The sequence below is a fragment of the Actinopolyspora lacussalsi subsp. righensis genome, assembly GCF_900116555.1.
GTDB lineage: Bacteria > Actinomycetota > Actinomycetes > Mycobacteriales > Pseudonocardiaceae > Actinopolyspora > Actinopolyspora lacussalsi.
The window spans coordinates 57,821-83,248 of sequence record NZ_FPAT01000006.1 but is presented as its reverse complement, the minus strand read 5'-3'; the positions used below and the strand labels follow the sequence as shown (position 1 = coordinate 83,248).

25 protein-coding genes are annotated in these 25,428 nt (G+C 69.5%); 14 read left to right on the top strand and 11 right to left on the bottom strand.

Features of this window, described 5'->3' with window-relative positions; genetic code table 11:
* The first annotated feature begins 35 nt into the window (after nt 1-35).
* The 4 genes from BM394_RS12570 (at nt 36) to BM394_RS12555 (ending at nt 3,152) form a co-directional block, all read left to right on the top strand.
* The gene (locus BM394_RS12570) at nt 36-731 is read left to right on the top strand and encodes an SDR family NAD(P)-dependent oxidoreductase (protein ID WP_092978001.1); all 696 of its coding nucleotides are present in this window, start codon (nt 36-38) and stop codon (nt 729-731) included.
* 59 nt (nt 732-790) lie between these two features.
* Nucleotides 791-1,132, top strand: coding sequence for a rhodanese-like domain-containing protein (locus BM394_RS12565; RefSeq protein ID WP_092978306.1), 342 nt, complete (start codon nt 791-793; stop codon nt 1,130-1,132).
* On the top strand, nt 1,129-2,046 hold the full coding sequence (locus tag BM394_RS12560) for a DUF4328 domain-containing protein (RefSeq protein ID WP_245780153.1): 918 nt from the start codon (nt 1,129-1,131) through the stop codon (nt 2,044-2,046). The genes BM394_RS12565 and BM394_RS12560 overlap by 4 nt, the downstream gene beginning before the upstream one ends.
* A 143-nt stretch (nt 2,047-2,189) precedes the next feature.
* The gene (locus BM394_RS12555) at nt 2,190-3,152 is read left to right on the top strand and encodes a DUF5926 family protein (RefSeq protein ID WP_092977997.1); all 963 of its coding nucleotides are present in this window, start codon (nt 2,190-2,192) and stop codon (nt 3,150-3,152) included.
* Nucleotides 3,153-3,487: 335 nt separating this feature from the next.
* Here BM394_RS12555 and BM394_RS12550 read toward each other — a convergent pair whose 3' ends face one another.
* The 4 genes from BM394_RS12550 to BM394_RS12535 form a co-directional block, all read right to left on the bottom strand.
* Entirely contained in the window at nt 3,488-4,048 is a 561-nt protein-coding gene (locus BM394_RS12550) for a ferritin (RefSeq protein WP_092977995.1), read from the bottom strand.
* A gap of 196 nt (nt 4,049-4,244) precedes the next feature.
* The gene (locus BM394_RS12545; RefSeq protein WP_175530080.1) at nt 4,245-5,714 is read right to left on the bottom strand and encodes an FGGY-family carbohydrate kinase; all 1,470 of its coding nucleotides are present in this window, start codon (nt 5,712-5,714) and stop codon (nt 4,245-4,247) included.
* Between the two features lie 11 nt (nt 5,715-5,725).
* Entirely contained in the window at nt 5,726-6,415 is a 690-nt protein-coding gene (locus BM394_RS12540) for an HAD family hydrolase (RefSeq protein ID WP_092978300.1), read from the bottom strand.
* 265 nt (nt 6,416-6,680) lie between these two features.
* Nucleotides 6,681-8,051, bottom strand: coding sequence for an RbtT/DalT/CsbX family MFS transporter (locus BM394_RS12535; RefSeq protein WP_092977993.1), 1,371 nt, complete (start codon nt 8,049-8,051; stop codon nt 6,681-6,683).
* 330 nt (nt 8,052-8,381) lie between these two features.
* Here BM394_RS12535 and BM394_RS12530 point away from each other — a divergent pair, with 330 nt between their 5' ends.
* The 5 genes from BM394_RS12530 to BM394_RS12510 all read left to right on the top strand — a co-directional run bounded on the left by BM394_RS12530 (nt 8,382) and on the right by BM394_RS12510 (nt 13,926).
* Nucleotides 8,382-9,104: an HAD family hydrolase gene (locus tag BM394_RS12530; protein ID WP_092977991.1), complete on the top strand. Its 723-nt coding sequence runs from the start codon at nt 8,382-8,384 to the stop codon at nt 9,102-9,104.
* Nucleotides 9,104-10,843, top strand: coding sequence for a dihydroxyacetone kinase family protein (locus tag BM394_RS12525; protein ID WP_092977989.1), 1,740 nt, complete (start codon nt 9,104-9,106; stop codon nt 10,841-10,843). The genes BM394_RS12530 and BM394_RS12525 overlap by 1 nt, the downstream gene beginning before the upstream one ends.
* 5 nt (nt 10,844-10,848) lie before the next feature.
* Nucleotides 10,849-11,304: a ribose-5-phosphate isomerase gene (locus BM394_RS12520; RefSeq protein WP_092978298.1), complete on the top strand. Its 456-nt coding sequence runs from the start codon at nt 10,849-10,851 to the stop codon at nt 11,302-11,304.
* Nucleotides 11,305-11,434: 130 nt separating this feature from the next.
* Nucleotides 11,435-12,472 (top strand): 2-hydroxyacid dehydrogenase, encoded by a 1,038-nt coding sequence (locus BM394_RS12515; protein ID WP_092977987.1) that lies wholly within the window; start codon nt 11,435-11,437, stop codon nt 12,470-12,472.
* Entirely contained in the window at nt 12,469-13,926 is a 1,458-nt protein-coding gene (locus BM394_RS12510) for an FGGY-family carbohydrate kinase (protein ID WP_092977985.1), read from the top strand. The genes BM394_RS12515 and BM394_RS12510 overlap by 4 nt, the downstream gene beginning before the upstream one ends.
* A 322-nt stretch (nt 13,927-14,248) precedes the next feature.
* On the opposite strand, the gene BM394_RS12505 is transcribed toward BM394_RS12510, so the two are convergent.
* Nucleotides 14,249-14,683, bottom strand: coding sequence for a DoxX family protein (locus BM394_RS12505; RefSeq protein ID WP_092977983.1), 435 nt, complete (start codon nt 14,681-14,683; stop codon nt 14,249-14,251).
* Between the two features lie 111 nt (nt 14,684-14,794).
* Here BM394_RS12505 and BM394_RS12500 point away from each other — a divergent pair, with 111 nt between their 5' ends.
* A complete protein-coding gene (locus BM394_RS12500) occupies nt 14,795-15,250 on the top strand; it encodes a MarR family winged helix-turn-helix transcriptional regulator (protein ID WP_092977981.1) in 456 nt (151 codons plus the stop codon).
* Between the two features lie 198 nt (nt 15,251-15,448).
* On the opposite strand, the gene BM394_RS12495 is transcribed toward BM394_RS12500, so the two are convergent.
* The 4 genes from BM394_RS12495 to BM394_RS12480 all read right to left on the bottom strand — a co-directional run bounded on the left by BM394_RS12495 (nt 15,449) and on the right by BM394_RS12480 (nt 17,643).
* Entirely contained in the window at nt 15,449-15,991 is a 543-nt protein-coding gene (locus BM394_RS12495; protein ID WP_092977979.1) for a DUF3558 family protein, read from the bottom strand.
* The gene (locus BM394_RS12490) at nt 15,988-16,383 is read right to left on the bottom strand and encodes a hypothetical protein (RefSeq protein ID WP_092977977.1); all 396 of its coding nucleotides are present in this window, start codon (nt 16,381-16,383) and stop codon (nt 15,988-15,990) included. Before BM394_RS12490 ends, BM394_RS12495 begins: the two co-directional genes overlap by 4 nt.
* A 202-nt stretch (nt 16,384-16,585) precedes the next feature.
* Entirely contained in the window at nt 16,586-16,786 is a 201-nt protein-coding gene (locus BM394_RS12485) for a DUF397 domain-containing protein (protein WP_092977975.1), read from the bottom strand.
* Nucleotides 16,786-17,643, bottom strand: coding sequence for a helix-turn-helix domain-containing protein (locus BM394_RS12480; protein WP_092977973.1), 858 nt, complete (start codon nt 17,641-17,643; stop codon nt 16,786-16,788). Before BM394_RS12480 ends, BM394_RS12485 begins: the two co-directional genes overlap by 1 nt.
* A gap of 138 nt (nt 17,644-17,781) precedes the next feature.
* On the opposite strand from BM394_RS12480, the gene BM394_RS12475 reads away from it, so the two are divergent.
* Both BM394_RS12475 and BM394_RS12470 read left to right on the top strand, forming a co-directional pair.
* Nucleotides 17,782-18,084 carry an HC3 family zinc finger protein gene (locus BM394_RS12475; protein WP_245780152.1) on the top strand — a complete coding sequence of 101 codons (303 nt, stop codon included), beginning with the start codon at nt 17,782-17,784 and terminating at the stop codon, nt 18,082-18,084.
* On the top strand, nt 18,081-18,758 hold the full coding sequence (locus BM394_RS12470) for a hypothetical protein (RefSeq protein ID WP_092977971.1): 678 nt from the start codon (nt 18,081-18,083) through the stop codon (nt 18,756-18,758). The genes BM394_RS12475 and BM394_RS12470 overlap by 4 nt, the downstream gene beginning before the upstream one ends.
* A gap of 341 nt (nt 18,759-19,099) precedes the next feature.
* Here the strand turns inward: BM394_RS12470 and BM394_RS12465 are convergent, their stop codons facing one another.
* Nucleotides 19,100-19,675 (bottom strand): hypothetical protein, encoded by a 576-nt coding sequence (locus BM394_RS12465; RefSeq protein WP_092977969.1) that lies wholly within the window; start codon nt 19,673-19,675, stop codon nt 19,100-19,102.
* Nucleotides 19,676-20,074: 399 nt separating this feature from the next.
* Between BM394_RS12465 and BM394_RS12460 the strand changes: the two genes are divergently transcribed.
* The gene (locus BM394_RS12460; RefSeq protein ID WP_245780151.1) at nt 20,075-20,644 is read left to right on the top strand and encodes an RICIN domain-containing protein; all 570 of its coding nucleotides are present in this window, start codon (nt 20,075-20,077) and stop codon (nt 20,642-20,644) included.
* A 327-nt stretch (nt 20,645-20,971) separates the two neighbouring features.
* The gene (locus BM394_RS12455) at nt 20,972-21,763 is read left to right on the top strand and encodes an SDR family NAD(P)-dependent oxidoreductase (protein WP_092978287.1); all 792 of its coding nucleotides are present in this window, start codon (nt 20,972-20,974) and stop codon (nt 21,761-21,763) included.
* Nucleotides 21,764-21,821: 58 nt separating this feature from the next.
* Here the strand turns inward: BM394_RS12455 and cydD are convergent, their stop codons facing one another.
* Complete coding sequence (gene cydD / locus BM394_RS12450; protein ID WP_217643477.1) at nt 21,822-25,301, bottom strand: thiol reductant ABC exporter subunit CydD; 3,480 nt, start codon at nt 25,299-25,301, stop codon at nt 21,822-21,824.
* Nucleotides 25,302-25,428 lie beyond the last annotated feature (127 nt).

The following is a 25,428-nucleotide window of genomic DNA, read 5'->3' as shown; positions in this document are numbered from 1 at the left end:
GGCCGGGCTCCCACTGGCGCGGGCAGTCTGGCGCCATGACGACGACACTGATCACCGGAGCGAACAAGGGGCTGGGGTTCGAGACAGCCCGTCGGCTGGTGGAGGCCGGGCACACCGTCTACCTCGGCAGCAGGGATCCGGAGCGCGGTCGGCTGGCCGCCGATCGGCTGGGTGCCAGGTCACTCCTCCTCGACGTCACCGATGACGAGTCCGTCGCGGCGGCGGCGAAGACCGTCGAGGCAGGCGGTGGGCTGGACGTGCTGGTCAACAACGCCGGGACCGAGGGGCGCACCCCGGAGGGAGGCGTGGTCCCCGCCGCCGAGATGACGCGCGGGCTGTTCGAGACCAACGTGTTCGGCATCGTGCGGGTGACCAACGCGTTCCTGCCGTCGCTGCGTCGTTCCACCGCTCCCGTGGTGGTCAACCTCAGCAGCGGACTGGCCTCCCTGGAGCGGATGACCACCCCCGGCACACCGGCCTACGCGTATCCGGGCATCGCCTATCCTGCCTCGAAGGCCGCCGTCAACATGATCACCGTGCAGTACGCGAAGCGGTTGCCCGAGATGCGGATCAACGCGGTCGACCCCGGTTACACCGCGACCGATCTGAACCACAACACGGGGATCCGGACCGTCGAACAGGGTGCCGAGATCGTCGTTCGCATGGCGCGGATCGGTACCGACGGGCCGACCGGTGGCTACTTCGACGAGGCGGGTCCGCTGCCCTGGTGAGGCCCGGCCCGTTATCGACGAGGCCGGCGGGCTGGCAGTATCGGGGTGTGACTACACCGATGCACGGCCGCGTCCCCGAGGTGGCCCCCGAGGAACTGCCGACACAGCTGCCCGAGGGGGCGCTGCTGGATGTGCGGGAGAACGACGAGTGGTCCGCCGGGCACGCCCCGGACGCGGTGCACATTCCGATGAACGAGATCCCGCAGCGGCTCGACGAGATTCCCGAGGCCGATCAGCTCTACGTGATCTGCCGCTCGGGCGGGCGCTCCTCCAAGGTCACCGCCTACCTGAACGCCAGCGGCTGGGACGCGGTCAACGTCCAACGGGGGATGAACGGCTGGTCCGCTCTCGGCCGCCCGCTGGTGTCCGAGGAGCCGGATACGGAACCATACGTGCTGTGAGGAACTACCCACCGGCATCCGGCCCACCGATGGAGTGGACGGCCGATCCACCGGGCGGTCCCCGGCAGCCACGCCGACCGCACCGCAGGCGGCCCTACACCGGACCGCCTTCCTACCCGGCACCGCCGCGTTGGGGTTTCCCGCCGCTGGCGTGGCGCTGGCCGCTGGCACTTCCCACGAACGGACGAGCCGATCCGGCCGAACGGATCGTCTCGTTGTCCGTCACCACGGTCGCCACGCTCTGGATCACGGCAGTGCTGGGCAGCGCCGCGGCGACTGCCGAGTTCTGGCGCTACCTGCTGCTCGTGCGGAGCAAGAACGGTGCGCTGGACGGGACTGTCCTGGCGGTCTCGGACGCGCTCGTGGCCACCGCCGGAATCATGACCTGGTTGTTCGGGGTGCTCGGGGGGATCTTCGGGGTGCTGTGGGCACTGCGGGCCCGGGCCTACGCGCATCAGCGCGCCGAGCTGCGCCCGGCGCGCCGGGACTGGCAGGTGGTGGCCGGATTCCTCGTTCCCGGACTCAACCTGTTCGTGCCGGGATCGGCACTCGCCGAGCTGGAGCACGCCACGCTGCGCGGAATCGGCGAGGCGGACGGACGTGGGCGTCCCGCACCGTCGCGGATCGTCAAGCTGTGGTGGGGCGGTTGGTGCCTGAGTCTGCTGCTGGGCTGGACCGCGCTGCTCTGGGGGCTGCGGGACAGTGCACAGGCGCTGGCCGACGGGGTGCTGCTGCACGCCGTCTCCGACCTGGCGCTGGTCGGGGTGGCGGTGCTGTCGATACTGGTGGTCAGACGGTTCAACCGGCTGTTGGTGCCGCCGGACCCTACGACCTCCCGGCCCATGCGGGTGCGGCGGGTGACCGGTGCCCCGGAACCTCCCCGCGCTTCCAGGCCGCCGCACGCGGTGCGCTGAGTGACCCGGCGGCCCTGCTGCCGCGTCCTCCGGGCCCGCGCGGCGGTGCCGGGACGTGTCGGTGCGGTGGCGCGGGAATCGGGGTGTGCCACAGTGCGTACCCGAGCACGACAAGCCCAGACGAGCACTACCGGGAGACAGACTTGAGCGAACGCACCGAAGCACAACAGCGCCCCGACTCCGAGATACCGGTGGTCGGTCGCAGGCAGCCGTGTCCGTGCGGCTCCGGCAAGCGCTACAAGGCGTGCCACGGCGCCTCCGGCGGACAGAGCAAGATCAAGGTGACCAGGCCGTTCGAGGGGATCGTGGCCGAGTGCGAACTGGTCGCGCTGCGCGAGTTCGTGCCCTCGGCGACGGCGGTGCTGCCCCGTACCTCCGGCGAGCGCGAGATCGAACTGGCCACGGTGCTGCCGATGGCCGCGGCCGCCCTGGTGCGTACCGACGGCAAGGCGTTCGTCGGACTGCAGGTGCAGACCAAATCCGGTGACATCAGCAGGGACCTGGCCCGCGCCGTGGAGTGGGCGGAGACCGCCGAAGCCGGCAACTCGCTGTCCGCGATCGGGCCGGAGGACGCGCCGGAGGGCACGGTTCCCAACCGGCTGCAGGACCTGATGGACACCGAGGCGCAGCTGGACGTGCGGATACACGAGGACTTCTCGTGGTGGATGCCGGAAGGCGTGGAGGCCTCGGGCGAGGTCGCCATGTCGCTGGAACGGGCCAACGCCGCGATCATGCCCACCCGCAGGTTGGAGACCGAGGGCGTGCACGCCGCCTACTGGGTGGACGCGACCGACCGTGCCCATCTGCGTTGGGTGCGCCCCGAGCCCGAGGAGAAGCTGATCTCGGCGATGGCCCGGTTGTCGGCGCGCGGTGAGCTGGCGCTGGACGAGGACAGCCGCTACGCGGGCTCGTTCCGGGCGCACGGCCTGTTGGTGCCGGTTTGGGATCTGGACCGCGAGAAGCACCACCGCGAGTGGGAGGAGCCCGCGGCCGCGCTGGGGCAGCGGTTGGACGAGGCGCTGGCCTCGCTGGACGAGCAGGGCTTGGACGCGGCCGAGCGGCGGGCCCGGGACGGCCTTCGCGGGCGGCAGATCACCATTCGTTGATCAGGGTAGGTGGCTCGGCCCGCGTAGCTGGTTTCTTGGCGGAACCTCGCGCACGGCTCTCGCTGCGGGGAGGCCCGACATCGAGTAGGCACCTACGCCACGTCGGGCCTTCCTCGCGAGAGCCGCACGCGAGAACCCGCGGCGGTGCCGACCGCGAGGGTGGTCGGAGTGCGGCCTGCGGCGAAGCAGCGCGGCGATTTCGTGGGAAATTGACGTAGTCGAGGCCGGGCCGCCTCGCAGCGTAGGTCGCTACTCAAGAGCGGCCCAACGCCGCAAGGCGCCGCCTCACGTGCCGGCTACCCGGCCATCCCAGCCACGAGCCACGCAGCGGGATCTCAGACGGCGCCGCCGGCGGCCTCCGGCGCGGAGGGGTCCTCCCCGTCGTCACCCACCTGCTCCCGGGCGAGGAAGTTCTCGATCTCGAAGAGGTTGCCGTTCGCGCGGTCGACCACCGTCAGCAGGGTGGACATCTGCGCGACCTCCTCGACCTGCTCCTTGAGGAACCACTGCATGAACTGCTCGCCGATGTAGTCGTCCTCGGCGCGCGCGGTCCTGGCCAGCATCTCGATCTCGCGGGTGACCTCGCGTTCCTGTTCCAGCGCCAGGGCCACGAGTTCCCGCGCCTCGTTGAACTCGTTGCGCACCTCGTCGACAGCCGGAATGTGCACGGAAATGTCGTTGTCCATCAGGAACCGCACGATCATCATACCGTGATTGCGCTCTTCCAGCGCCTGCTTGTAGAAGTGCGCGGCGAGGCGGGGAAGATCGGATTTGTCGAACCACACGGCGAGTGCGATGTACTGCTGTGAGGCATTGAACTCGCTGCGCACCTGCTTTTGCAGCAGCTCGTGGAACTTGGATTCACGTTCTTCCGGTTTGGCTGCCTTCAAAGTCATACCACGAATGTACGCCTTTTGAATCGCGGCGTTTTTGTCAGGGTTTCCTCAAAAAAGTTTGGCTTTCCTCAAATAAGTGAGCCTCATCGAATTGAGGTTAACCTCAGCGAAGTGACCCATATCGCCCGAAGCTGTGCCGCCCCCGAGTCTCGCACGGAAAATTCATTCACCCGGGCGACCCCCTGGTCGGGAGCCGTCACGAGATCCACCCCCTGCCGAGCAGCTCGGCGTGGAACGCCTCGTAACTCTCGGCGAGCCGCGTCATCTCGCCGGGCACCGGTTCCACCGACTCAGCGTCCGGTGTCATGGCCGCGGCGGCGGACCCCAGATCGGGGTGGACCGTCCCGCAGGCCGCGAGCAGTGCCGCTCCCAGCGGCGTACCGGCCCGGGGGACCCGCAGCACCGGTTCACCGAGCACCGAGGCGCGGATCCGGCACCAGGTGAGGCTGCGGGCACCTCCTCCGGCGGTGCGGACCGGTCCGGTCACGGGTGCGCCGAGCGAGTCGAGCCGCCGCAGTGCTAGTTTCTCGCAGAACGCCACGCCCTCCAGCCGTGCGCGGTGCAGCTCCACGCGGTCGGCGGGCTCGCCCGACAGGAAACCGCGTGCCCGCCCGTCGGAGAACGGGAAACGTTCCCCCTGCCTGCGCAGCGGGTAGCACAGCACCCCGGCGGGGCCACGTGTCGCGGCAGCGCGGTCCAGCTCGGCCAACTCGTCGGTCACGTCGGCCAGGGCCTCACCGCCGGTGTTCGACGCTCCTCCCGGCAGCCAGCCTCCCTCGGGGTGCCGGTGGCTGTAGACCACACCGGTCGGGTCGTGCACCAGTTCCGCCGAGACAGCCTTGAGCACCAGGGTGGTCCCGATGACCGTGACCACCCGTCCGGTGTCCACCGCCCCCGCGGCGAGCTGCCCGGCACAGCCGTCCGTCATCCCGGAGCGCACCTCGCAGCCGACCGGCAGCCCGGTCTCGGCCGCGGCCTCGCGGGAGAGCGTCCCCAGCGGTCGTGCGGGTGCCACCACCTCGGGCAGCCGCGCGGAGTCCACACCCACCGAGTCCAGCGCCCCGTGCACCCACTGTCGGCGCAGCGGGTCGTAGCCGCTCTTGAGCGCGTGGCTGCTGTCGGTGGGCACCGGATGCCCCACCAGCCGTTCGGCTACCAGGTCCGGGGTGTGCAGCAGCCTGGCTCCGGGGTCCTCGGTGCGTTCCGCCAGCAGCGCCAGGTGCGCCAGGCCCGAGGTGGCCGAGGGAGTGATCCCGATGTCGTCCCATCGCTCCGCTCCGGCACGCCGGGCCAGCGCGGCGTGTTCGGCGCCGCGGCGGTCGTCGTACATGATCGCCGGTGCCACCGGCTCCGCCGCGCTGTTCACGGCCGTGACGGTGCCCGAGGTGGCGCAGACGGCCAGCGCCGTGATCGCGCTGCTCCGGTCGCCGAGTTCGGCGGTGCAGCGGGCCAGCGTGTCGCGCACGGCTGGCCACCAGCTCCGCGCGTCCTGTTCGGAGGAACCGTCGGCACCGTGCACCGGCCGTGGCAGGGCGGTGGCCGCTGTCGCCGCGAGCTCGCCACCGGCGTCGCGTACCTCGACGCGCACCTCGGCCGTGGCGATGTCCACCCCCGCGACCAGCGGTTCGGTGGCTCCGGTGTGTCGTACTGCCGCTTCGGTGCTCAAGGTCGGGTCCTTCACAGCCGTTCCAGTGCTGCCGGTAGCTCGTCGAGTGAGCGGATCACGGCATCCGGTTCGGCCAGCTGTTCCGAGGTCGGGTGGGGAGGGGCCTCACCGCGCGTGATCCACACGCTGCGCAGCCCGACCCGTTTCGCACCGCGCACGTCGGTGTCCAGCCGGTTGCCGACGTGCACGGTTTCGGCGGCGGAGACACCGGCGCGGTCCAAGGCGTACCGGAAGATCGCCGGGTCGGGCTTCTCCGCGCCCACCGTCTCCGAGATCGCCCACACGTCGATGTGCTCGGCGATCCCGTCGCGGCGCAGTGCCCGCACCACCAGCTCTCGTTGGTTGGCCACCACGGCCAGGCGGTACGTCCCGGCGAGCGCGCGCACGGTGGGCAGTACTTCCGGGTAGAGCGCGCTCGGGGGGTATTCCCAGTAGCTCTCGGCCAGATCGGACAGTCGTTTCCGGTAGCCCGGAGTGAGGAAGTGCTCCGCGATCGCGGTGCGCAGCGATCCCGCCTGGCGCTGTCGCTGTTCGTCGTAGACCCGCTGGAACGTCTCGTGGTCGATCTCGGCTCCGGCGAGTTCGCGGGTGGCCCGCAGCAGCGCGTCGCGGTAGACCGCGTCGTCGTAGATCGGCCCGCCGACGTCGAGCAGTACCAGTTCGGTGGGGGTGGGCCGGTGGTTGTTCGCTTCGCTGGTCATCGGCTCTCGTCGCGTGTTCGGGACCGTGTGGTCGGGCGGTGTGTCGGTCACCAGGATCGCGCATCGGCTCTCGACCCCGGTGTGCCGAGCCGAACGGCGCGTGTGGCGGAGTCGCTCCGCCACACGCGCCGTCTCCAGGGGGACGGGGCGTTCGGAGGTGCTTGCCCGTGACCGTTCCGAACGCCCCTGACGCCACGCGGCGTCGACTGCTCACCCGGTTCGGTGCGAGCACCTCCCCGAGCGGGGTGGAGCGGGGTTTGCCCGGTCAGCCGGTCGTGACCCCTGCCGGGGCGGTCGCGGTGGCCGCCCGCGCCTTCTTGGCCTCACCCGGGTCGCTGCCGTCCTTGACGAAGGTGGACAGCACCGCGACGATCACGTACATCAGCGCGAACGCGATGGCCACGCCGCCGCCGCCGAAGATCGGGTGGATGGCGTAGACCGTCACCGGCCCGAGGAAGGCCGCACCGCCGGCGCCGAAGTTGAGCACCGCCAGTGCCGAGCCCTTGTCCTTGGTGGTGACCATGGACGGCATCAGGGCCGAGAGCGGGACGAATCCCGCCAGCAGCACACCGTAGACGGCGCCCAGCGTGGCGGCGACGCCGAAGCTCTCGCTGGAGATCGAGGCGAAGTACCACAGCGGGGTGGCGATCGCGCAGCCCACGCAGCCGAACCAGGTCACGGTGCGGCGCCAGCCGAAGTAGTCACCCAGCACACCGAACGCCAGGTTGGCAGCGATGTTGGCGCCGTAGACGATGCTGGTCATGGCCGCGATCTCGGGGGCGGTGAGGAAGCCGCCGCCGGGGGTCTCCGGTCCGAAGACGAAGGGGAACATCGCGAAGAAGCCGAACTCCGGCGCGGTGTTGACGATACGGGTGATACCGCCCGCCAGAGTCCGCTTGTCGCGCCAGATGATGTCGACGCCCTCGATCAGTCGTTTCGGGCTGCGCGGGTTCCGCACGGTCTCGTCGGCGATGGGCTTGGTGCCGTGCGGTTCGCGGACCGAGCAGCCGATCACACCGCCGACGGCGACCAGCACCAGCGAGAGCACCAGCGTGTTGTGCAGGCTCATGCCCAGCGGGCCGATCGCGAAGGCGGCCACCGCCGCGCCCAGGGTGGGCAGACCACCGGTGAACACGAACCAGAACCAGCCCGCGACCGAGCCGCGCATGTGCACCGGGCTGGCCACCTGCGCCCACACCAGGAAGGCGTAGGCGAACAGCGGGTAGGCGAAGCCGCGGATGCCGTAGATGGTCACGATCAGCAGGTAGCTCTGCGAGGGGATGGCCACGTACAGGAAGAGGAGTTCGAAGACGACCCACCAGCCCGCGCCGAGCCACATCACGTAGCGGGGTCCCCAGATCGAGGACAGCGTGCCGGAGAACCAGGAGGCGATCATCACGGCGAGGCCGTAGATGGTCACCGTGGCGAAGGTGGCCTGGGAGCCCGCCAGCCCGCCGCCTTCGGGCTGCGTCAGGTACTGGGTCAGGTAGGTGATCTCCACGCCGTCGCCGATCATGAAGATCAGCACACCGACGAAGCCCCAGAGCAGCGGCTTGGGGATACCGATTCTGTCGAGCCAACTACGGCTCTCCGACGCGGCGGTCGAACCGTCCGCCGCTGCTGGTTGCTGTACCAATGTTTTCGCCTCCGAAGCGACTGGTGTTGCCGGACCCCGCGGCCTCGGTCGAGGGGCCCTGTTGACGCGGCGGATGGGCGATCGAGCTGTGATGCGCGGCACCGCCGGTGTTAACCGAGTATCATGCACCTCGTTACTTTCACGCGCAAGATGTTATTTCCGGGTTTCCGGTTGGGGACACAACGTGTCCGACCGTGAATCGGTCCAGGGGTGATCGTTCGGCTCCACTGCGCTGTTCGGGCGAAGTGCTCCCCGAATCGTGTTAACTCGGGGCTGGACAATTAAAGTATCTAGAGTTAATTTAACGTCAAGTTTGTGAAAGGACGGCGCATGACGGTCAGTGAGGTAACCGAGCCCCGGTCGACGGGACCGCTGCGGGCGGTCGTGTTCGACATGGACGGCGTACTGGTGGAGAGCGAACACCTCTGGGAACGGATGTGGAGCCGCTACGCCGCCCGGCACGGGCACGAGTGGAGCGCCGAGGACACCTCGACGGTCCAGGGCATGAGCTCGCCCGAATGGTCGGCCTATCTGGGCAGAGTCTGCGGGACCCCGGAACCCGCCTCGGAGACCGAACGCGCGGTCGTCGACGACATGATCGCCGCGCTGGACGACGGCGAGATCGAACTGCTCGACGGTGCCCGTGAGATGGTCACCGAGGTCAGCTCGGTGGTGCCGATCGCGCTCGCCTCCTCGGCGGCCAGGCCGCTGATCGACGCCGTGCTCAAGCGGCACGGCCTGGCCGAGCACTTCACGGCCACCGTCTCCAGCGCCGAGGTGCCCAGGGGAAAGCCCAGTCCCGACGTCTACACCGAGGCCGCCCGGCGACTCGGATTCACCGGCGCGGACTGCGCCGGCGTCGAGGACTCCAGCAACGGGATCCGCGCCGCCCACGCGGCCGGGATGAGCGTGGTCGCCATCCCCAACGCCGGCTATCCCCCCAAACCGGACGCCATCGCCTCGGCGAGCGTCGTCGCCGACTCGCTGGACCACGTGCGGAAAACCCTGCTGTCCATGCTGTCCGACCCCGTGACCGAGAGCGAGGGCGCCTGATGACCGGACTGACGGACTCCGCCACGTTCAAGGACTCCTGGCTGGACGGTTTCGTCGCCGCCTACGGCCGCACCGTGGCACGCGTGCCCGGTGCTTACGGCGTGGTGGGCAGGCACGCTCCCCGCCGGGGCAAGGTTTCGGTGATCATCGGTGGTGGTTGCGGGCACTACCCGGCATTCGCCGGACTCGTCGGCCCCGGCCTCGCCGACGCCGCGGTCATCGGCGACGTGTTCACCAGCCCCAGCGCCGAGCAGGTCTACCGGACCGCGTTGGCCGCCGACGGCGGAGCGGGCGTGCTGTTCAGCTACGGCAACTACTCCGGCGACGTGATGCACTTCGGGCTCGCCGCGCGGCGACTGGCGGCCGAGGGCATCGACAGCCGCACCGTGCTGGTCACCGACGACATCGCCAGCGGTTCCGCCGACGCCCCCGAGGTTCGGCGCGGCGTGGCCGGTGACTTCTTCGTGTTCAAGGTCGCCGGTGCCGCGGCCGAACGCGGCGAGAGCCTGGACAGCGTGGCCGCGTTGGCGCGCAAGGCCAACGACCGCACCCGCACCTACGGCGCGGCCTTCGGCGGCTGCACACTGCCCGGCAAGTCGGAGCCGCTGTTCACCGTCGACCCCGGCCGGATGGAACTGGGGCTGGGGATCCACGGCGAGTCCGGAGCGCGCGGCGTCGACGCCATGAGCGCCGAGGAACTGGCCGCCGAACTGGTCGACAACCTGCTGACCGAGTTGCCCGCCGGGACCGAGCGGGTGGCCGTGCTGCTCAACGGCCTCGGACGCACCAAGTACGAGGAGATGTTCGCCTGCTACCCGGCCATCGAGCGCAGGCTGCGGGCCGCCGGACTGCGCCCGTACCGCCCCGAGGTGGGGGAGTTCGTCACCTCGCTGGACATGGCCGGACTCTCGTTGTCGCTGCTCGCGTTGGACGACGAGCTCGCCGAGCTCTACGACGCGGAGTGCGACACCCCCGGTTACCGGCCGCTGCGGCCGCTGACCGACCACGAGCCCACTCCCGAGGAACGCGGCGCGGCCCCCGCCGAGGACGCCACCAGCCGGGGCGGGCTCGTGCACGAACTGCTCGACCGGGCGCTGGGCGACGTGGCCGACGCCGAGGACGAACTGGGGCGGCTCGACGCGGTGGCCGGTGACGGTGACCACGGCCAGGGCATCGTGCGCGGCCTGCGGGCCGCCGTTCGGGCAGCCGACCGGGCGGGCAGCGACGCGGCCGATCCCCGTTCGATCGGTGACGCGCTGCTGGCGGCCGGGACCGCGCTGGCCGACGCGGCGGGCGGCGCTTCCGGGGCGCTCTACGGAACCCTGCTCAGCCAGACCGGCGCCGGACTGCGCGAGCACGCGGCCGTGGACACCGCCGTGCTCTCCGAAGCGGTGCGCGAGGCGTCCCGGGCGGTCGCCGAACTCGGTGGCTCCGCCAAGGGCGACAAGACGCTGCTGGACGCGCTGGAGCCGTTCGCCGACGAACTCGCCGAGCGCTCCCTGGCAGGCACCGAGCTGCCCACCGCGCTGACCGCCGCCGCCGAGGTCGCCACCAAGGCGGCGCTGGACACCGCGCGGTTGACCTCCGCACGTGGCCGTGCCTCGCGACTGGGCGGGCACGACCAGGGCACCGCCGATCCCGGTGCCACCTCACTGGCCCTGCTGCTCACGGCCGTGGCCGCCGGAGTCTCCGACGGCGCGTGCGAGCGAAACCGTCGAAAGGGGAACCCGGAATCATGAGCCCGATCACCGTGGCCGTGGCGGCCGACAACGCCGGTGTGGCACTGAAGAAACTGATCGCCGAACAGCTGGAGGGTGACACCAGGGTCACCGAGGTGCTGGACTACGGCGTGCACGACGACTCCGACGACCGCGCCTACCCCCGGCTGGGACTGGCGGCGGCGGAAGCCGTGGCACGCGGCGACGCCGATCGTGCGGTGCTGATCTGCGGCACCGGCATCGGCATGTGCATCTCGGCGAACAAGGTCGACGGGGTGCGCGCTACCGTCGCGCACGACTCCTATTCGGCGGAGCGCTCCATCAAGTCGAACGACTGCCAGGTGCTGACCATGGGGTCCAGGGTCATCGGACCCGAACTGGCCAAACGACTGGTCGACGAGTGGTTGAGCTATTCCTTCGACCCGTCCTCGGCGAGCGCGGCCAAGGTCGCCTACATAACCGACTACGAACACCAGAGCTGATAGCCGCGGCTCGCGGCGGTCGCCGCGGCCGGAGCGGTCGGGGGCACCGCGCCCGCGAAGGCCGGTCGCCCCGGAAACCGCCGCGGTGAGCCATCGGACAGCGGTGAGACCGCTGAAGGAGGAATGAACAGTGCGCGTGCTGGCAGCGGGCGACAACTTCGTCGGACCCGACCTGCTCGAGAACGCCGTGCGTTCCCGGGTGAACGACGTCGAGGTCGGCAAGCTCAAACTGCCCTGGCCGGTCGAGCCGTTCGGCCCCGTCGGCGGGGTCGAGGAGGCCAGCGGAACCGAACAGCAGGTGATCGAGGCCGTCGAGGGCGCCGAGGTGTGCGTGACCCAGATGGCGCCGTTCACCGAGCGCGTGTTCGCGGCGGCACCCTCGTTGAAACTGGTCGCGGTCTCGCGCGGTGGTCCGGTCAACGTGGACCTCGCGGCGGCGACCAGGGCGGGGGTTTCGGTCACCTACGCACCCGGACGCAACGCCGCCGCTGCCGCCGAGTACGCGGTGGGCATGATCCTGGCCGCGATGCGCCGCGTCCCCGACGCCGACGCCGAACTCAAGCGGGGCAACTGGCGGGGCGACTTCTACGCCTACCCCGAGGCTGGCATCGAGCTGGAGGGCAGCACGGTCGGCCTGGTCGGCTACGGCGCGATCGGCAGCAGGGTGGCCAAGGTGCTGCGCGCCTTCGGCGCGGAAGTGCTGGTCGCCGATCCCTACGCCGATCAGGACGGGCTGCGCGCCGACGGTGTGGAACCCGTCGCGCTGGAGGAGATGCTGCCCCGCTGCTCGGTGGTCAGCCTGCACGCCAGGCTCACCCCAGAGACCAAGCACCTGCTCGACGCCGACCGCCTGGCGCTGCTGCCCGAGGGCGCGGTGCTGGTCAACACCGCCCGCGGTGGCCTGCTCGACTACCAGCCGCTTCCCGGGCTGCTGCGCAGCGGCAAGCTGGGTGCGCTGGCGCTGGACGTCTACGACGAGGAACCTCCGCCGCCGGAGTGGCCGCTGCACGGCGCTCCCAACCTCATCACCACCCCGCACCTCGCGGGCGCTACCAGGCAGACCGCGCACCGCGCCGCGGAGATCGTGGCCGCCGAGGTCGATCGGTTCGCGCGGGGCGAGCGGGCCGCGCACCTGGCCAATCCCGATGTTCTGGGGAGCGAGACATGATCACCGCGGTCGACATCGGAACTTCGCTGACCAAGGCGGCGGCCTTCGACGACGCGGGCCGCGTGCTCGCCGAGGCGAGCAGGCAGTCGCACCTGGAGCACTACCCCGATGGCAGGGTGGAGCAGGACCTCGACGACGTGGTGTCCACAGTGGCCGCCGTGGTGCGCGACGTGGGTGAGCGGACCGGGCAGCAGCCGCGCGCGGTGGCGCTGACCGGGCAGGGCGACGGGTTGTGGTTGCGGGACTCCGCCGGAAGGCCGGTCCGGCAGCCCATCTCGTGGATGGACGGTCGCGCCGCTGCCGTGGTCAAGCGGTGGCAGCGCGACGGGGTCAGCAGGCAGGTCTACGAGCGCACCGGCAACGGGCTGTTCCCCGGTGCGCAGGGACCCCTGCTGGCCCACCTGCGCGACAACGAGCCGGAGTCGCTGCGTAACGCCGCGGTGGCCGGGTACTGCGTCGACTCGGTGCTGCACGTGCTGACCGGCGAGATCAGCGTGGACGCCTCGGACGCCTCCGTGCCGTTCCTGGACGCCGACACCAGGGAGTACGACGAGCGGGCGCTGGAGGCCTGCGGGCTGACCGAGTTCCGGCACCTGCTGCCCAAGCCGGCCCGGCCGAGGCAGCTCTTCGAGCTCGACGCCAACGGCGCGGAACTGCTGGGGCTGCCCCAGGGGTTACCGGTCACGGCGGGCCCGTTCGACCTGCCCGCCTGTGCGGTGGGTGGCGGGCTGCACGAGTTCGGCGACGGGCTGCTGATCGTGGGAACCACGCTGGCCTGCCAGGTACTCACCGAGTCGGGCGACCGCCGTTGGCAGGAAGAGCCGTCCGGGATGTGGTTGTGCACGCCCGAGGAGAACCAGCTGCTGCACGGCATGCCGGCGATGGTGGGAACCGCCAGCCTCGACTGGGTGCTGGACCTGCTCGGCATGGAGATCGGTGATCTCGGCGGGGCGCTGGAGGCCAGCCCACCGGGGGCCAACGACGTCTCCGCGCTGCCGTTCCTGGCGCCGGGCGGGGAGCGCTCACCGTTCGTGGATCCGCGCGCCAGCGGGCAGATCAGCGGGGTGCGGTTGGGCACCAGCCGCAGCGACGTGGTGCGGGCGGTCTGCGAGAGCGTGGCCTACGCGGCGCGGCACTGCTTCGAGGCGGCCGGGTTGAACGGCAAGCTGGTGGCCTGCGGCGGCGGCACGCGCTCGCATCCCTGGGCTCAGGTATTCGCCGACGTGCTGGGACAGCCGCTGCACCTCACGGACGACCCCGGCATGGGTGCCAGGGGAGCGGCGGTGACGGCCGCCCGCGCGCTCGGCGACGAGGTCGACTCCGGCGAGTGGACGCTGCCGCTGCGCGAGGTCCGGCCCAACCCGGAGGTGCGGGACCGCTACGAGGACGGCTACCGCCGCTACCGCGAGACCCTGGACAGCATGCGCGAGCTCTGGCGCGACTGGATGGGCTGAGACTCACGGGCCGAGATCGTTCCCCACGGGGTCGCTTCCCGTGGGGTCGCTTCCCGTGGGGCGCGGCGATTTCGCGAGAAATTGACGCCGTCGTGGGGCGGTTGGCGCCTCCTTTCGCCGTCCCGCGAGGGTGGGACCGTGACCGGACACTGTCGGATCCCTCGTCCGAGGAGGTCACGGTCCCACCCGGTATTCGCCGTTTCCCGGGCTGTCCTGTACCCGGGACCTCCGCTTCGGATGCCCCTTCGCGTCCTGGGCCCGGGCAGCTCGTGCCGGTGCGACGCGGTGCCGAGTACCGCGTCGTGGCCCGTGCGAACGTTGTTCAGGCGTTCGTCGTACTCGGAGTGGCTTCCGATTCGCGCGGTTTGCGCAGCAGCCGGTCGACCGAGTAGTTGCCGCCGCTGAAGCCGAGGGTGAGTGCGGCGGCGGCCAGCACGAGCACGTACTCGTAACCGGAGAAGCCCTGGCTGAGGTGGACGAAGAACAACGCCCCGAGCATGACCGCCGCCAACAGCACGCCTGCGAGCGGCAGTGCTACTCCCAGGATCAGTGCGATGCCGCCCAGCGTTTCCACCAGCGCGGCGAACCACGCGGACAGGCCGGGGGCGGGTATTCCCATGCCCGCGAACGATTCGGCGGTGCCGCTGATTCCCCACTGGGTGAGTTTCTGCAGGCCGTGCACGATGAACACGATTCCGAGCACGACTCGCCCGAGAAGCAGGGCGAGATCGCGGACTGCGGTTGGTAACTGCGGCACGGTCTTCCTCCTGTGGTTCGGCGTCGGGTTGTCCCGACTCGGGTAGTTCAAATTGAAACCAGCGCCAAATTACCGGGTTGTTCAAATTCGAACAACCGCTATGATGGGTGCATGACGCAACCAAGGTGGCTGGACTCCGAGGAAAAGGCCGCGTGGAACGCCTTTCTGGCGGCGAGCCACCGGGTGGAGCGGCGTGTGGAACATCACCTGCGTGAGCAGGAGGGACTGTCGCATCCGCAGTACGAGATCCTGGTGCGGCTGGCCGACGAGCCGGAGTGGCAGCTGCGGATGACCGAGCTGGCCGAGTCGCTGCTGACCTCCAAGAGCGGGGCTTCGTACCAGATCGGCAAGCTCGAGAAGGCCGGACTGGTGTATCGCAGCTCGTGCCCCGGCGACGATCGCGGGGTGTTCGCGGTGCTGACCGAGGAGGGCATGGCGAAGCTGAACCGGGTGGCGCCCGGCCACGTGGAGTTGGTCCGCTCTTCGCTGATCGACCTGCTCAGCCGCGAACAACTGGCCGCGCTGACCGACGCGCTCGACACCGTGGCGCACGGGTTGGAGGACTGAGTGGCGCGGCTCCGAGTACCCGTTTGCCGACTTCGAGTGGCCGTGCCGACACGAGTCGAGCGGCTGAGCGCGGTGCTCCGAGAGCTACATCGTCGCCGTGAAACTTTGGGCGTCTCTCGGTGCGCTGTCTTGCACTGGGGCTTCGCAAATTTCGTGGGAAATCGACGCCCCAGCTGCGGCGTAAACGGCGCCTGTTGGTCAGCTCTGCTTCGAGAGGTTCTCCCACACCATAGGCGCGGCCCGCTTCGCCAGTTCGCAGGACGAGGGGATGTCGTCGACCCTTGCGCCGATGTTCACGGAGGAGCTTTCGCTGAACGGTATGGTCACGGAGCAGTTGTCGCCGGTGTTTCCGCGGACGATCTTACCTTTTTCCCCGCTTACTGAGTACGAACCCTCCTCGCCGTCCGAGAAATTCAGCTCCTCGATTCCTTTGTCCGGATGAAAAGCGAGTATGAGTGATCCGTTCGAGGTCTGCCAACTACATGTTGGAGCGCCTACGATCTCATCCTTCTCGCCCTGTTTCTCGATTTTGAGATTTTCCTTGTTGGCTGGAGTGATTTGCTCGCATGGATTGATCTGTGCGAGTGCCGGTTCGGTACTCGTTGTGGTGTCCTTGGTAGATCCCGCGTCTTCACCGGTGCTGTTGCCACTACAAGCGGAAAGCAGTAGGAAGCTGCCTGTGGCGAGTGTTACCAGCAGGGTGGCGCGGGTTGTTGTGGAGTGTCGGGGCATGGTGGTCATGCCTGCTTTCCGAGGTTGGTGGCGTTGCCTTCGTCGGTTTCCTGGTAAAGCCGGGTGCCTTCGCGGAGAGCTTGGACGACCTTCGGGGCGTTGTCCTGGATGCGTAGGATCATTTCCTCGAACGAGTCCTCATCCCCGGTTGCGACCTGCTGGTTGAAATCCGCGATGGCTACACCAGCGGGACTGTTGCCCAGCAGAGTGCGTTGCTTGATGATTCCCATTTCGTCCAGCACTTTCCCTGTCCAGTCCTCGATCTCCTGGAAGATCTGGATGAGTTCGTCGCCCGCGTCGGGGGTGATGACGAACTCGCCGTTGTTGGCGGCGGTGATGATGCCGCGCATCGCGTCGTTGGTGTCGGACAGGCTGTTGGTGACCTGTTGCGGGTCGTTCATCGGTGTGGGATCACCAGTGTTGTGCGCTGCTTCGGTGTCGCTCTGTGGTGCGACGTTCGGCGACGTTACTGATCACGCGCTACCGGGGTCAACGATGCTGCGTGGGTGCCCGAGTGCGACCTGAGACGCTGTCCCGCGCCGGGGCTCTGGGAGTTTCGCGGGAAATCGACGCCCCGGCCACGGTGTAGCGGTGTTGGTTGGGTCAGTCCTGCTCGTAGCCGCCGGTTTTGAGACGGTCCAGGAATCCGGTCCAGGCCGCTGGGCTGACGGTGAGGGTGCCGCCCTGCCGGTTCTTGGTATCGCGGACGGCGATGGTGGTCTCGGCGAAGCCGACTTCGACGCATTGGCCGATGTCGTTGGAGTAGCTGGAGATGCGCCAGTGGGGTGCAGTGGTGTCTCGCATCAGGTGTGCTCCTTGCGTTTGTCGTTGAGCAGTCTCTTCGATTGTTCCGGAGAAGCGGCGATGGTGCGAAGGTGATTCATCATCTGGGTGTACTGGTCGATCTCGGGTTGTTCCTCGAACCAGAGCCCCTTGAGGCGGGTTTCGATGTAGACGACTCCGGGATCGTGCGGCATGGGGAAGTGCAGGATGGTGAACGGACCAGTCAGGGCCGGGTGTCCACCTACGGCGACGGGACAGACTTGCAGAGTGACGTTGGCGAGCTCTGCCGTTTCCAGCAGTTTGTCCAGCTGTTCGCACATGACGGCGGGTGCCGCCACTGGACGGTCGAGGGCCTGTTCGTCGAGGACCGTCCAGAGGTGGGTGGGGTTGTCTGAGCGTGTCAGGGTCGACTGTCGTCGTACGCGGAGATTCACCTGCCGGTCGAGGTCGTGTTCGGTTTGCTGTCCCGCTCGAATGATGGCCTCGGCGTACTCCGGGGTTTGCAGCAAGCCGGGGACCAGCAGCGGGTCGTAGCTCTCGATCCGTGAGGCCCCTTCCTCCAGGCCGAGGTAGAGGTCGAACTGGAGCGGTTCCCTACTGTGGTCGATACCGGTCCACCACGACTTGGTGTTGGCCTGTTCCAGTAGCCCGCCGAAGTGCCGCACCTGCTCCTCAGTGCAGTCGTAGTAGCGCAGCAGCTTCTCCAGAAACTCCAGCCTGGGCAGGTTGCGCTGACTTTCCACATGAGTGATGCGGCTCTGGGCGCATCGCATGTAGCTGGCTACCTGTGCCTGGGTGTATCCGCGTGCTTCACGTAGCCGTTTGAGCTCGAACGCGATGTAGCGCCGTAGCACGGCGGGCGAGTCGGTAGCGGTCATCAGCCTTCCCGGATCGGTCGGAGTCGGACCTGATCATACGACTATCACCCGCACGAGCGATTCACACGTAGCCATCTGTTTGTAATATTCACAAGCAACAGGTTGTAATTGTGATTATCTGCAACGTAAGGAGTGTTCGTGGTGCTTGAGGTTCCGTTGTTGGGGTGGGGTTGGTCGGGTCCGGTGGTGTGGTGGAACCCGGTGGGCGGGTTTCGGCACGCGTTCTCCCGGGAGGTCCGGCCGCGTCCGGAGCAGCGGCGCGACACGTTGTGCGGGCAGCACGTGGTGCTGACGGATCCGTCCGAGGTGGATTGGCTGGTGCCGACCTGTGACATCTGCATGAGTGCGGCCATCGAGCACGGCCGCCAGCAGGAGCGCCAGGAACAGGAGACCAGCCGCGAGCTCCGCGAACGCTTCGGCGATCACGGGGGTGCGCTGTGACGGCGGCGAGCACGCTGGGTCCGGCTGTGCCGCACCAACCACTCGGGTTGCTGTGGCTGTTGGGAACGGTGCTGGCGCTGGCGGTGGGCAACGCCCTGGCCCCACTACGCGGCGGGCACGGCGAGCACGCCGACGCCGGTCCGGGCACGCTGACGGTCGCCGGTCTGCTCGCGCGGCACCAGAAACCGAACTCGGCCGAACACCGCGACGACAGTGCAACCACCGGGAACAGCACGCCGGGGGCGAGCTGCGGCCCGATCCCGCAGGGCTCGCTGCTGGAGCGAGCCACGATCGTGCTGCACGGCCCCGACCGCTCACCCGACTCCGGCTGGTGGGACGCCCTCGGCCACCGGCCCGACCCCAACCCCACACCGGCCGAACGACTCGCCCTGCTCAACCACCCCGACTACCGACCCCCGAACGCGGCCAGACAACGACCACGCCACCCCACCAGCCTCGCGGAGGAAGACCTCGCCAGGCTGCTCAGCCTGCCCGAAGTACCCGAGCGGATCCCCGAATCCGGCTGCATCGGCAAACACCACCTCGAAGTGAGCCGTTCCCGCTCCGCAGCGGTAAATCCTAAATGGACGGAAATCGGAGACGGTGGAGAAGATCGCGAGGTGAGGCACATCGGCGAACCGTCACCGTACCGAGAACGGCTCATGGCTGCCTGAACGGTCGGCGAGCGCACTGTCGCTCCGCCACCGACAGCAGCACACGTATCCGCCTGATGTCTCCCGCCAACGTTCTTGCCAACGACCGGCTCGGTCGCTGTGTGCGATACTGCCGCTCGCGTTTCTTTGAGCGCGATCGCTGAAGGCTGGGAGCCGCTACTGCCGCTCCCAGTCTTTCTTCGCTACGAAGCCACGAGGACACACCCCGGAGATCACCCTGCTCAGCGCCGACGAGCAGATCGTGCTGCCCAAGGGGTGGAAGTCGATGAGTGCGGCGGTGGAAGTCGCATCCTGATCCGGCGGAAGCAGTGCTCGCGGGGCGCGTGTGAGTGGGTTCCGCCTCACTCCACGAGCGGACGCAGTGCCCCCGAATAGAGTGCCTGCTGCCCGAACAGGTGGTAAGTGACGGCGACCGAAGTCCACACCGCCCACGGTCCCCCGAGCAGCAGCGGGGAGGTGCGGTCGAATTCCAGTGTCAACGTCTGGTTGTGCAACTCCGGCCAGCATCCGGTGACCGTGCTGTAGTCGAACGGCAGAAGTCGACCGTCCGCGCGACAACGAACTCCACGATCGGTGACGATGGCGGTCGTGTTCTGGAACCAACGCCACTGCGCTGCTGCCATTCGTTCCGCCTGCTTGCGCAGTCTGGCGTTCTTGGCGGAGTTGGCCAGTGAAGCCCCGAGCACGAAAGCCGGGCTCCCCACGGCCGCGAAGCCACCGTAACGGACGTCGACGTCCGCGGCGCACCATCGTGCGTACAGGATCGGAGCAGCGCCCCAACAACGTTCTCCGGGGAGCACCAGCCCCGGCAGGGACACCGGCGGTGGTTCAGTGCCCGAGTGCAGGGTTCGCCACAACGATCGAGCGGCTTCCCAGCCCTGTCTGTTGAGCTTCTCGAACTCGTGCCGTTGTCCCATGCTCCAGCGTTTCCCCAGCTGATCGAAGGTAGCCGCAACGACTACGTTGAGCGGTCACTTCAACACAAAGCGATCATGCCATGTTCCGTGGCCGGAACGCTCCGGTGTCTTCGACTGTCATCGGGCACTGCTCCGCGACGAAGCCGCTCGGACGATGCTCGTTGCTTCTGCCGCGACAGAGCGGTCGGGCTGTCTTCGTGTCGGAGATGAGGCCGGTACGCGACCGCGTGCGTGACTCTACCTTTTCCTTTCTGTTTCGGGAGAGATGAAAGTGGGTCCGAAACCGGGGTGTTGAGGCATTTCCCGCGATTCACACGAAAGATATGTTGATCTTGCTCCGCGAGTGCTCGACAGTTTTCGGGGAATCTCGATAAGAATACGAGGAAGGACCGGATCCCGGTGAAGTTGAACAAGCGGATCGCCCTGGTGCTCGCCACGACGCTCTCCACGCTCGGGGTGATGGGGGCAGGGGCCGGTGCCGCTGAACAACACGAACAGCGGCCACAGGCGCGCGAGGCGCAGACCTCGATCGTGCTGGACGAGCCCTACCACCTCTACAACCGCAGCGCCCACCTGTTCATGATCACCAAGGGGTGGAACACCTCGGAGAACGGCATCCTGGACCTGTGGTACCAGCACCGGACCGACGCGAACCGGCTCCAGGAGCAGTGGAAGTTCCTGCCCACCGGTTTCAGCGGTGTGTTCCGCATCAAGAACGTCGGCTCGGGTCTCTGCCTGCAACCCAACAACCAGGACGCGCTGCGCCACGTGCGGCAGCGGGATTGCGACCGCGGTGACCGCGAGCAGTGGTGGAACGTGGACAAGGACGAGGGGCTGCGCATCTCGCCGTACAACAACGCTCACCGGGTGATGAACCCCTACCAGGTGGCCTACCCCTCGCGCGACATCGTGCTGAACAAGGACGTGGACAGCCTGTCCCAGCGGTGGAGTGCCATTCCCATCGACTGATTCGCACCTGACGAGCGGAACGGTCGGCTCGTTCCTTCCGACGGATCGGAAAGGATCGAGCCGACCGTTTCGTTTCTCCCGGATCGGCTGTTCCTCGTTTCGGGAAAGGATCGGAATCGAACCGCCGCCGATCGGGCACTCAGCGTGTGCGTAACAGTCCGCCCGGCGTATTCGCCCCGGGCACGGGTGTTTTCGCCGCTTCGCGCCTCACTAGTATCCGCCGGGAAATTCCGGCGGAGAGCGCCGTACCGGGAATCGACTCCGCGCTCGATCGAAAACCGTCCTTCGGTGTTCCGCCGGCCGTTCGAACAGGCGAGGGGCGACAGCATGAACCGTTTCGAGGGACGCAGGGCACTGGTGACCGGCGCGGCATCCGGGATAGGGCGGGCGACCGCGCTGCGGCTGTTGGCCGAGGGGGCGCGGCTGGTGGCAGCCGACATCTCCGAGGACGGCCTGGCCGAGACGCGGCGACTGGCCGAGCAGGCGGGCACCACCGAACGGCTGACCACCGTGCGGCTGGACACCGCCGACGAGGAGTCGGTGACCTCCGTGGTGAGCGAGGCCGTGACGAGCCTGGGCGGGCTCGACGCGCTGGTGAACGCGGCGGGCATGTTACGAGCCGCGCACACCCACGAGACCTCGCTGGAGCTGTGGAACCGGATCATCACGGTCAACCTGACCGGAACCTTCCTGGTGACCAGGCAGGCGCTGCCCGCGCTGCTGGCGAGCGAGCACGGCGTGGTGGTCAACTTCAGCTCCACCTCGGCCTCGTTCGCCCACCCGTACATGGCCGCCTACGCCGCCAGCAAGGGCGGCATCCAGTCCTTCACGCACACGCTGTCCACCGAGTACGCCTCCCAGGGCCTGCGGGCGGTCTGCGTCGCCCCCGGCAGCATCAAGAGCGGTATCACCGACGAGACCCCGAACCACCTGCCCGCCGACGCCGACATGTCGCTGTTCGCCAAGCTCTCCCCGGCGCTGCGCACCGACCAGCGAGCGGGCGGTGCGACGATGGCGGGCCCGGAGACGGTGGCCGGAGTGGTGGCGATGCTGGCCTCCGACGACGGTGCCTTCACCACCGGCACCGAGATCCGGATCGACGGCGGCACCCACGCCTGACAGGACTCCGCCGACCCGGTTTCCACGATTCGTGCCGGAAACCGGGTCGGCAGCGTTCCTACGCGGGGTGCGCCGAACGGTGCACCGCCGCCGCGTAACCGTGGCGGATGCGAACCACCAGATCCGCCCGGTGCACCTCGCGGTCGTGGTGCGTCACCCGCACCACGGTGCGGCCGTGCGACTCGCGTTCCAGGGTGTCCAGCAGTTCCAGCGCGGTCGGCTCGTCCAGGTGGGCGGTAGGCTCGTCCAGCAGCAGCACCTCCGCGTCGGGAACCAGTAGCACCCTGGCCAGCGCCAGCCGCCGCGCCTCGCCGCCGGAGAGCTCGGTCCCGCCGGTGCCGACCACGGTGTCCAGCGAGTCCTCCCAGCCACGCAGCCCGGCCGAGCGCAGCGTCGCCGCCAACCGGCGGTCGTCGGCGGTGGGATCGGCCAGCCGGAGGTTCTCGCGGATCGTGGTGGAGACCAGCTGCGGGTCCTGCGGGCACCACGCGACCCTGCCGCCCACCGCGCACGTCCCGCTCGTCACCGGCAGCAGTCCGGCCAGCACCGCCAGCGTGGTGGACTTCCCACTGCCCGAGTCGCCCACCACGGCCACGTGCGATCCCGGTGGCACGCGCAGTGTCACGCCGGACAACGCGGGCACATCGGCACCGGGCCACCTCGCTCGGACGTCCTCGAGCAGCACCTCACCGGGAGCGATCGGCGGCTCCCGGGCCGGATCGGTTTCCGAAGCCCCGGACACCGTGACCGGGCGCTTCCCGTCCTCGGCGCTGCCGTCCCGTTCGGACAGCGCTCCATCGGACAGCGCCCCTTCCGCCAGGTCCGAATCGGACAGGAACGGGCTCAACCGCTGCTGCGCCCGTAGCAGCGGCAGCCACTGCTGCGCGGCGGTGGGAAGTTCGGAGACCGCCTCGGTGGCCGCCATCGGCACCAACGCGAGTAGCGGCGCGAGCACCGGGGCGAGCTCCCCGGCCGCGACCGCGCGGGCCGCCAGCGCGGTGCAGCCGATCACGGCGGCCCCCATCACGAGCGTGACGACGGCCCCGGCAGCACCCTCACCCGAGGCCGCCCTGCGCGCCTCGCGCGCCAGCTTCGCGTCCGCGCGTGCCAGTTCCGCACGCCGCTCACCGGCGGCGCCGAACGACAGCAGCTCGGCGGCGGATTCGAGCAGTCCCAGCACCCGGATGGACACCTCCCGGCGTCCCGCGGCCACCACGGCCGCCGCGTGACGCTGCACCGCCAGCGCCACCAGTGGAGCCAGCACTCCCGCCAGCAGCAGCGCGACCGCGAGCAGCAGCCCGGCCTCGGGCAGCACCAGGGCCTGCACCACAACGGCCCCGCCGCCCACTCCGACAGCGGTCAACGGCGGCCCCAGCACGCGGGGCACCAGGTCCCGCACGTTGTCGGTGTCGTCCACCAGCCGCGCCGCCCCGTCGCCGCGAACCAGCGCGGCCGTGCGCGCGGGTCCCCAGCGGACCAGCCCGTCCCACAGCCGTTCCCGCAGCCTGCCCGCCAGCCGGAACGCGGCGTCGTGGGTGGCCAGCCGCTCCACGTAGCGCAGCACGGCGCGGGACAGCGCGAAGGTCCGGACCCCCACGGCGGCGACGCTGAGCGTCAGCACCGGTGGCTGCTGCGCGGCACGCGCGATCAGCCACGCCGAGGTGGCGGTCAGCGCTATGCCGGAAAGCAGCGAGAGCACACCGAGCGCGGCGCCGCCGACTCCGCGCGCCGTGACCAGCTCCCGGACGCGGGTGGGGCCGGAGGCGTCGGGGGAGTGTTCGGTGCCGCGCTCGTGGTCGTCGGGTGGCGACTCGCGGAGCTCGGCCGGACCGGGTCGGTGGCTGGCCAGCACCACTACGGCGCCCGACTCGGCCGCGTCCCGGAGGGCCGCGACGACGTGCGCGGCGGTGGCGGCGTCCAGATGGGCGGTCGGCTCGTCGGCCAGCAGCACGCGGGCCCGGCCGCGCAGCCGCAGCAGGCCACGCGCCACCGCCACGCGTTGCCGCTCGCCGGTGGACAACGAGTCGATCGGGCGTCCGGCCAGGTGCTCGGCCGCCGCCGCGCGCAGCACCTCGTCGATGTGGTCGGCGGTGCCATCGGGCTGGTCGCTGACGGCGAGCAGCAGCTCGTCGGTGACCGTTCCACCGGAGAACGCGGGGCGCTGCGGGATCCAGGCGACCGTGGCGCGCCAGCTCGCGGAGTCCGGCCTGTCGATCTCGGTCTCGCCGTAGCGCAGCGTCCCGGACTCGGGGGTGGTGAACCCGAGCAGCACCGCGAACGTGGTGGACTTGCCGCTGCCGCTGGGGCCGATCCCGCCGAAGCCCTCCAGTCGGGTCACCCGCCCCGGCGGAGCCGTGAAATCCAGCCCGTCGGGCGCGTGGCCCTCCCGACGGGCCACCCGGAGACCGGTCACCCGCAGTGGGGCGGCGCTCGGAACCCCGGCGGCGTTCGCGATCCCGGCGGCGCTCGGAATCCCGGAAGGCGCGGGTGAGGAGGTGCCCTGCCCGGCATCCGGAGGCTCGAACCGAACCTCCTCGACGCGGCGAACCGCCTCCAGGCCGTCCTCGCTGGCGTGGTGGGCCGCTCCCGCGTTGCGCAGCGGTAGGTAGCACTCCGGCGCCAGCACCAGCACCAGCAGCCCGGTCGTCAGGTCGAGGTCCCCGGAGACCAGCCGCATCCCGATGCTCACGGCCACCAGCGCGACCGACAGCGAGGCGCACAACTCCAGGACCAGCGCGGACAGGAACGCGATCCGCAGGGTGGAGACGCTGTCGCGCCGATACCGCTCGCTGACGCGGCGCACCGCCTCGCGCTGCGCCTCGGCGCGGCCGAAGGCGGTGAGCACCGGCAGGGCGCGGACCAGTTCGGACAGCTGTCCGGACATGCGCCGCAGCGACTCGGCGGCCCGGCTGGTGCGGCTCTCGGTGTAGCGGCCGACCAGCCAGGCGAACAGCGGGATGAGCGGGACCGTGACCAGGACGATCGCCGCCGAGGTCCAGTCGGCCAGCAGAATCCGGAAACCGACGATCGCGGGCACCACGGCGGCGGTCACCAGCGCGGGGAGGTAGCGCGTGAAGTAGGCGTCGAGCGCGTCCAGCCCCTTGGTGGCGAGCGTGGTCAGCTCCGCCGCTCCGTGACGGCCGATCCACTCGGGACCGCGCCGCAGCGCGGAGTCCAGCAGCAGGGCACGCAGCTCCTCCTTGGCACCGGCCGCGGCGCGGGCGGAGACGCTCGCGGTGGCCCAGCCGAGCACGCCCCGGGCCAGCACCGCGCCGCACAGCACCGCCAACCGGTCGCCGATGGCGGCGGTGTCGAAGCCGTGCATGACCACTCGCGCCAGCGCGTCGGCCAGCGCCCACGCCTGCGTGATCAGTGCGAACGCGCTCAGCACGGCCAGCGCGCCGCTGAGGTGGAGGGCGCGTCGGGTGGACGGCGACAGCCGGGGCAGCACCCCCAACGGCCCCCTGGCGAGCACGGCGCTGCCGTCGCCGCTGTCGGCACCCGGGGAGCTGTTCGGCTCCCTCGAACGACCTGTCACGCTTCCCGCCTCCCTCACCCGGTCTCTTCCGATCTCACTGCTGCTTTCGTGCTTTCGTTGCTTCGTGCCGTCGTGACGCCAACCGAGCCGTGGCCCCGGGGGCGTCAATTTCTCGCGAAATCGCCGC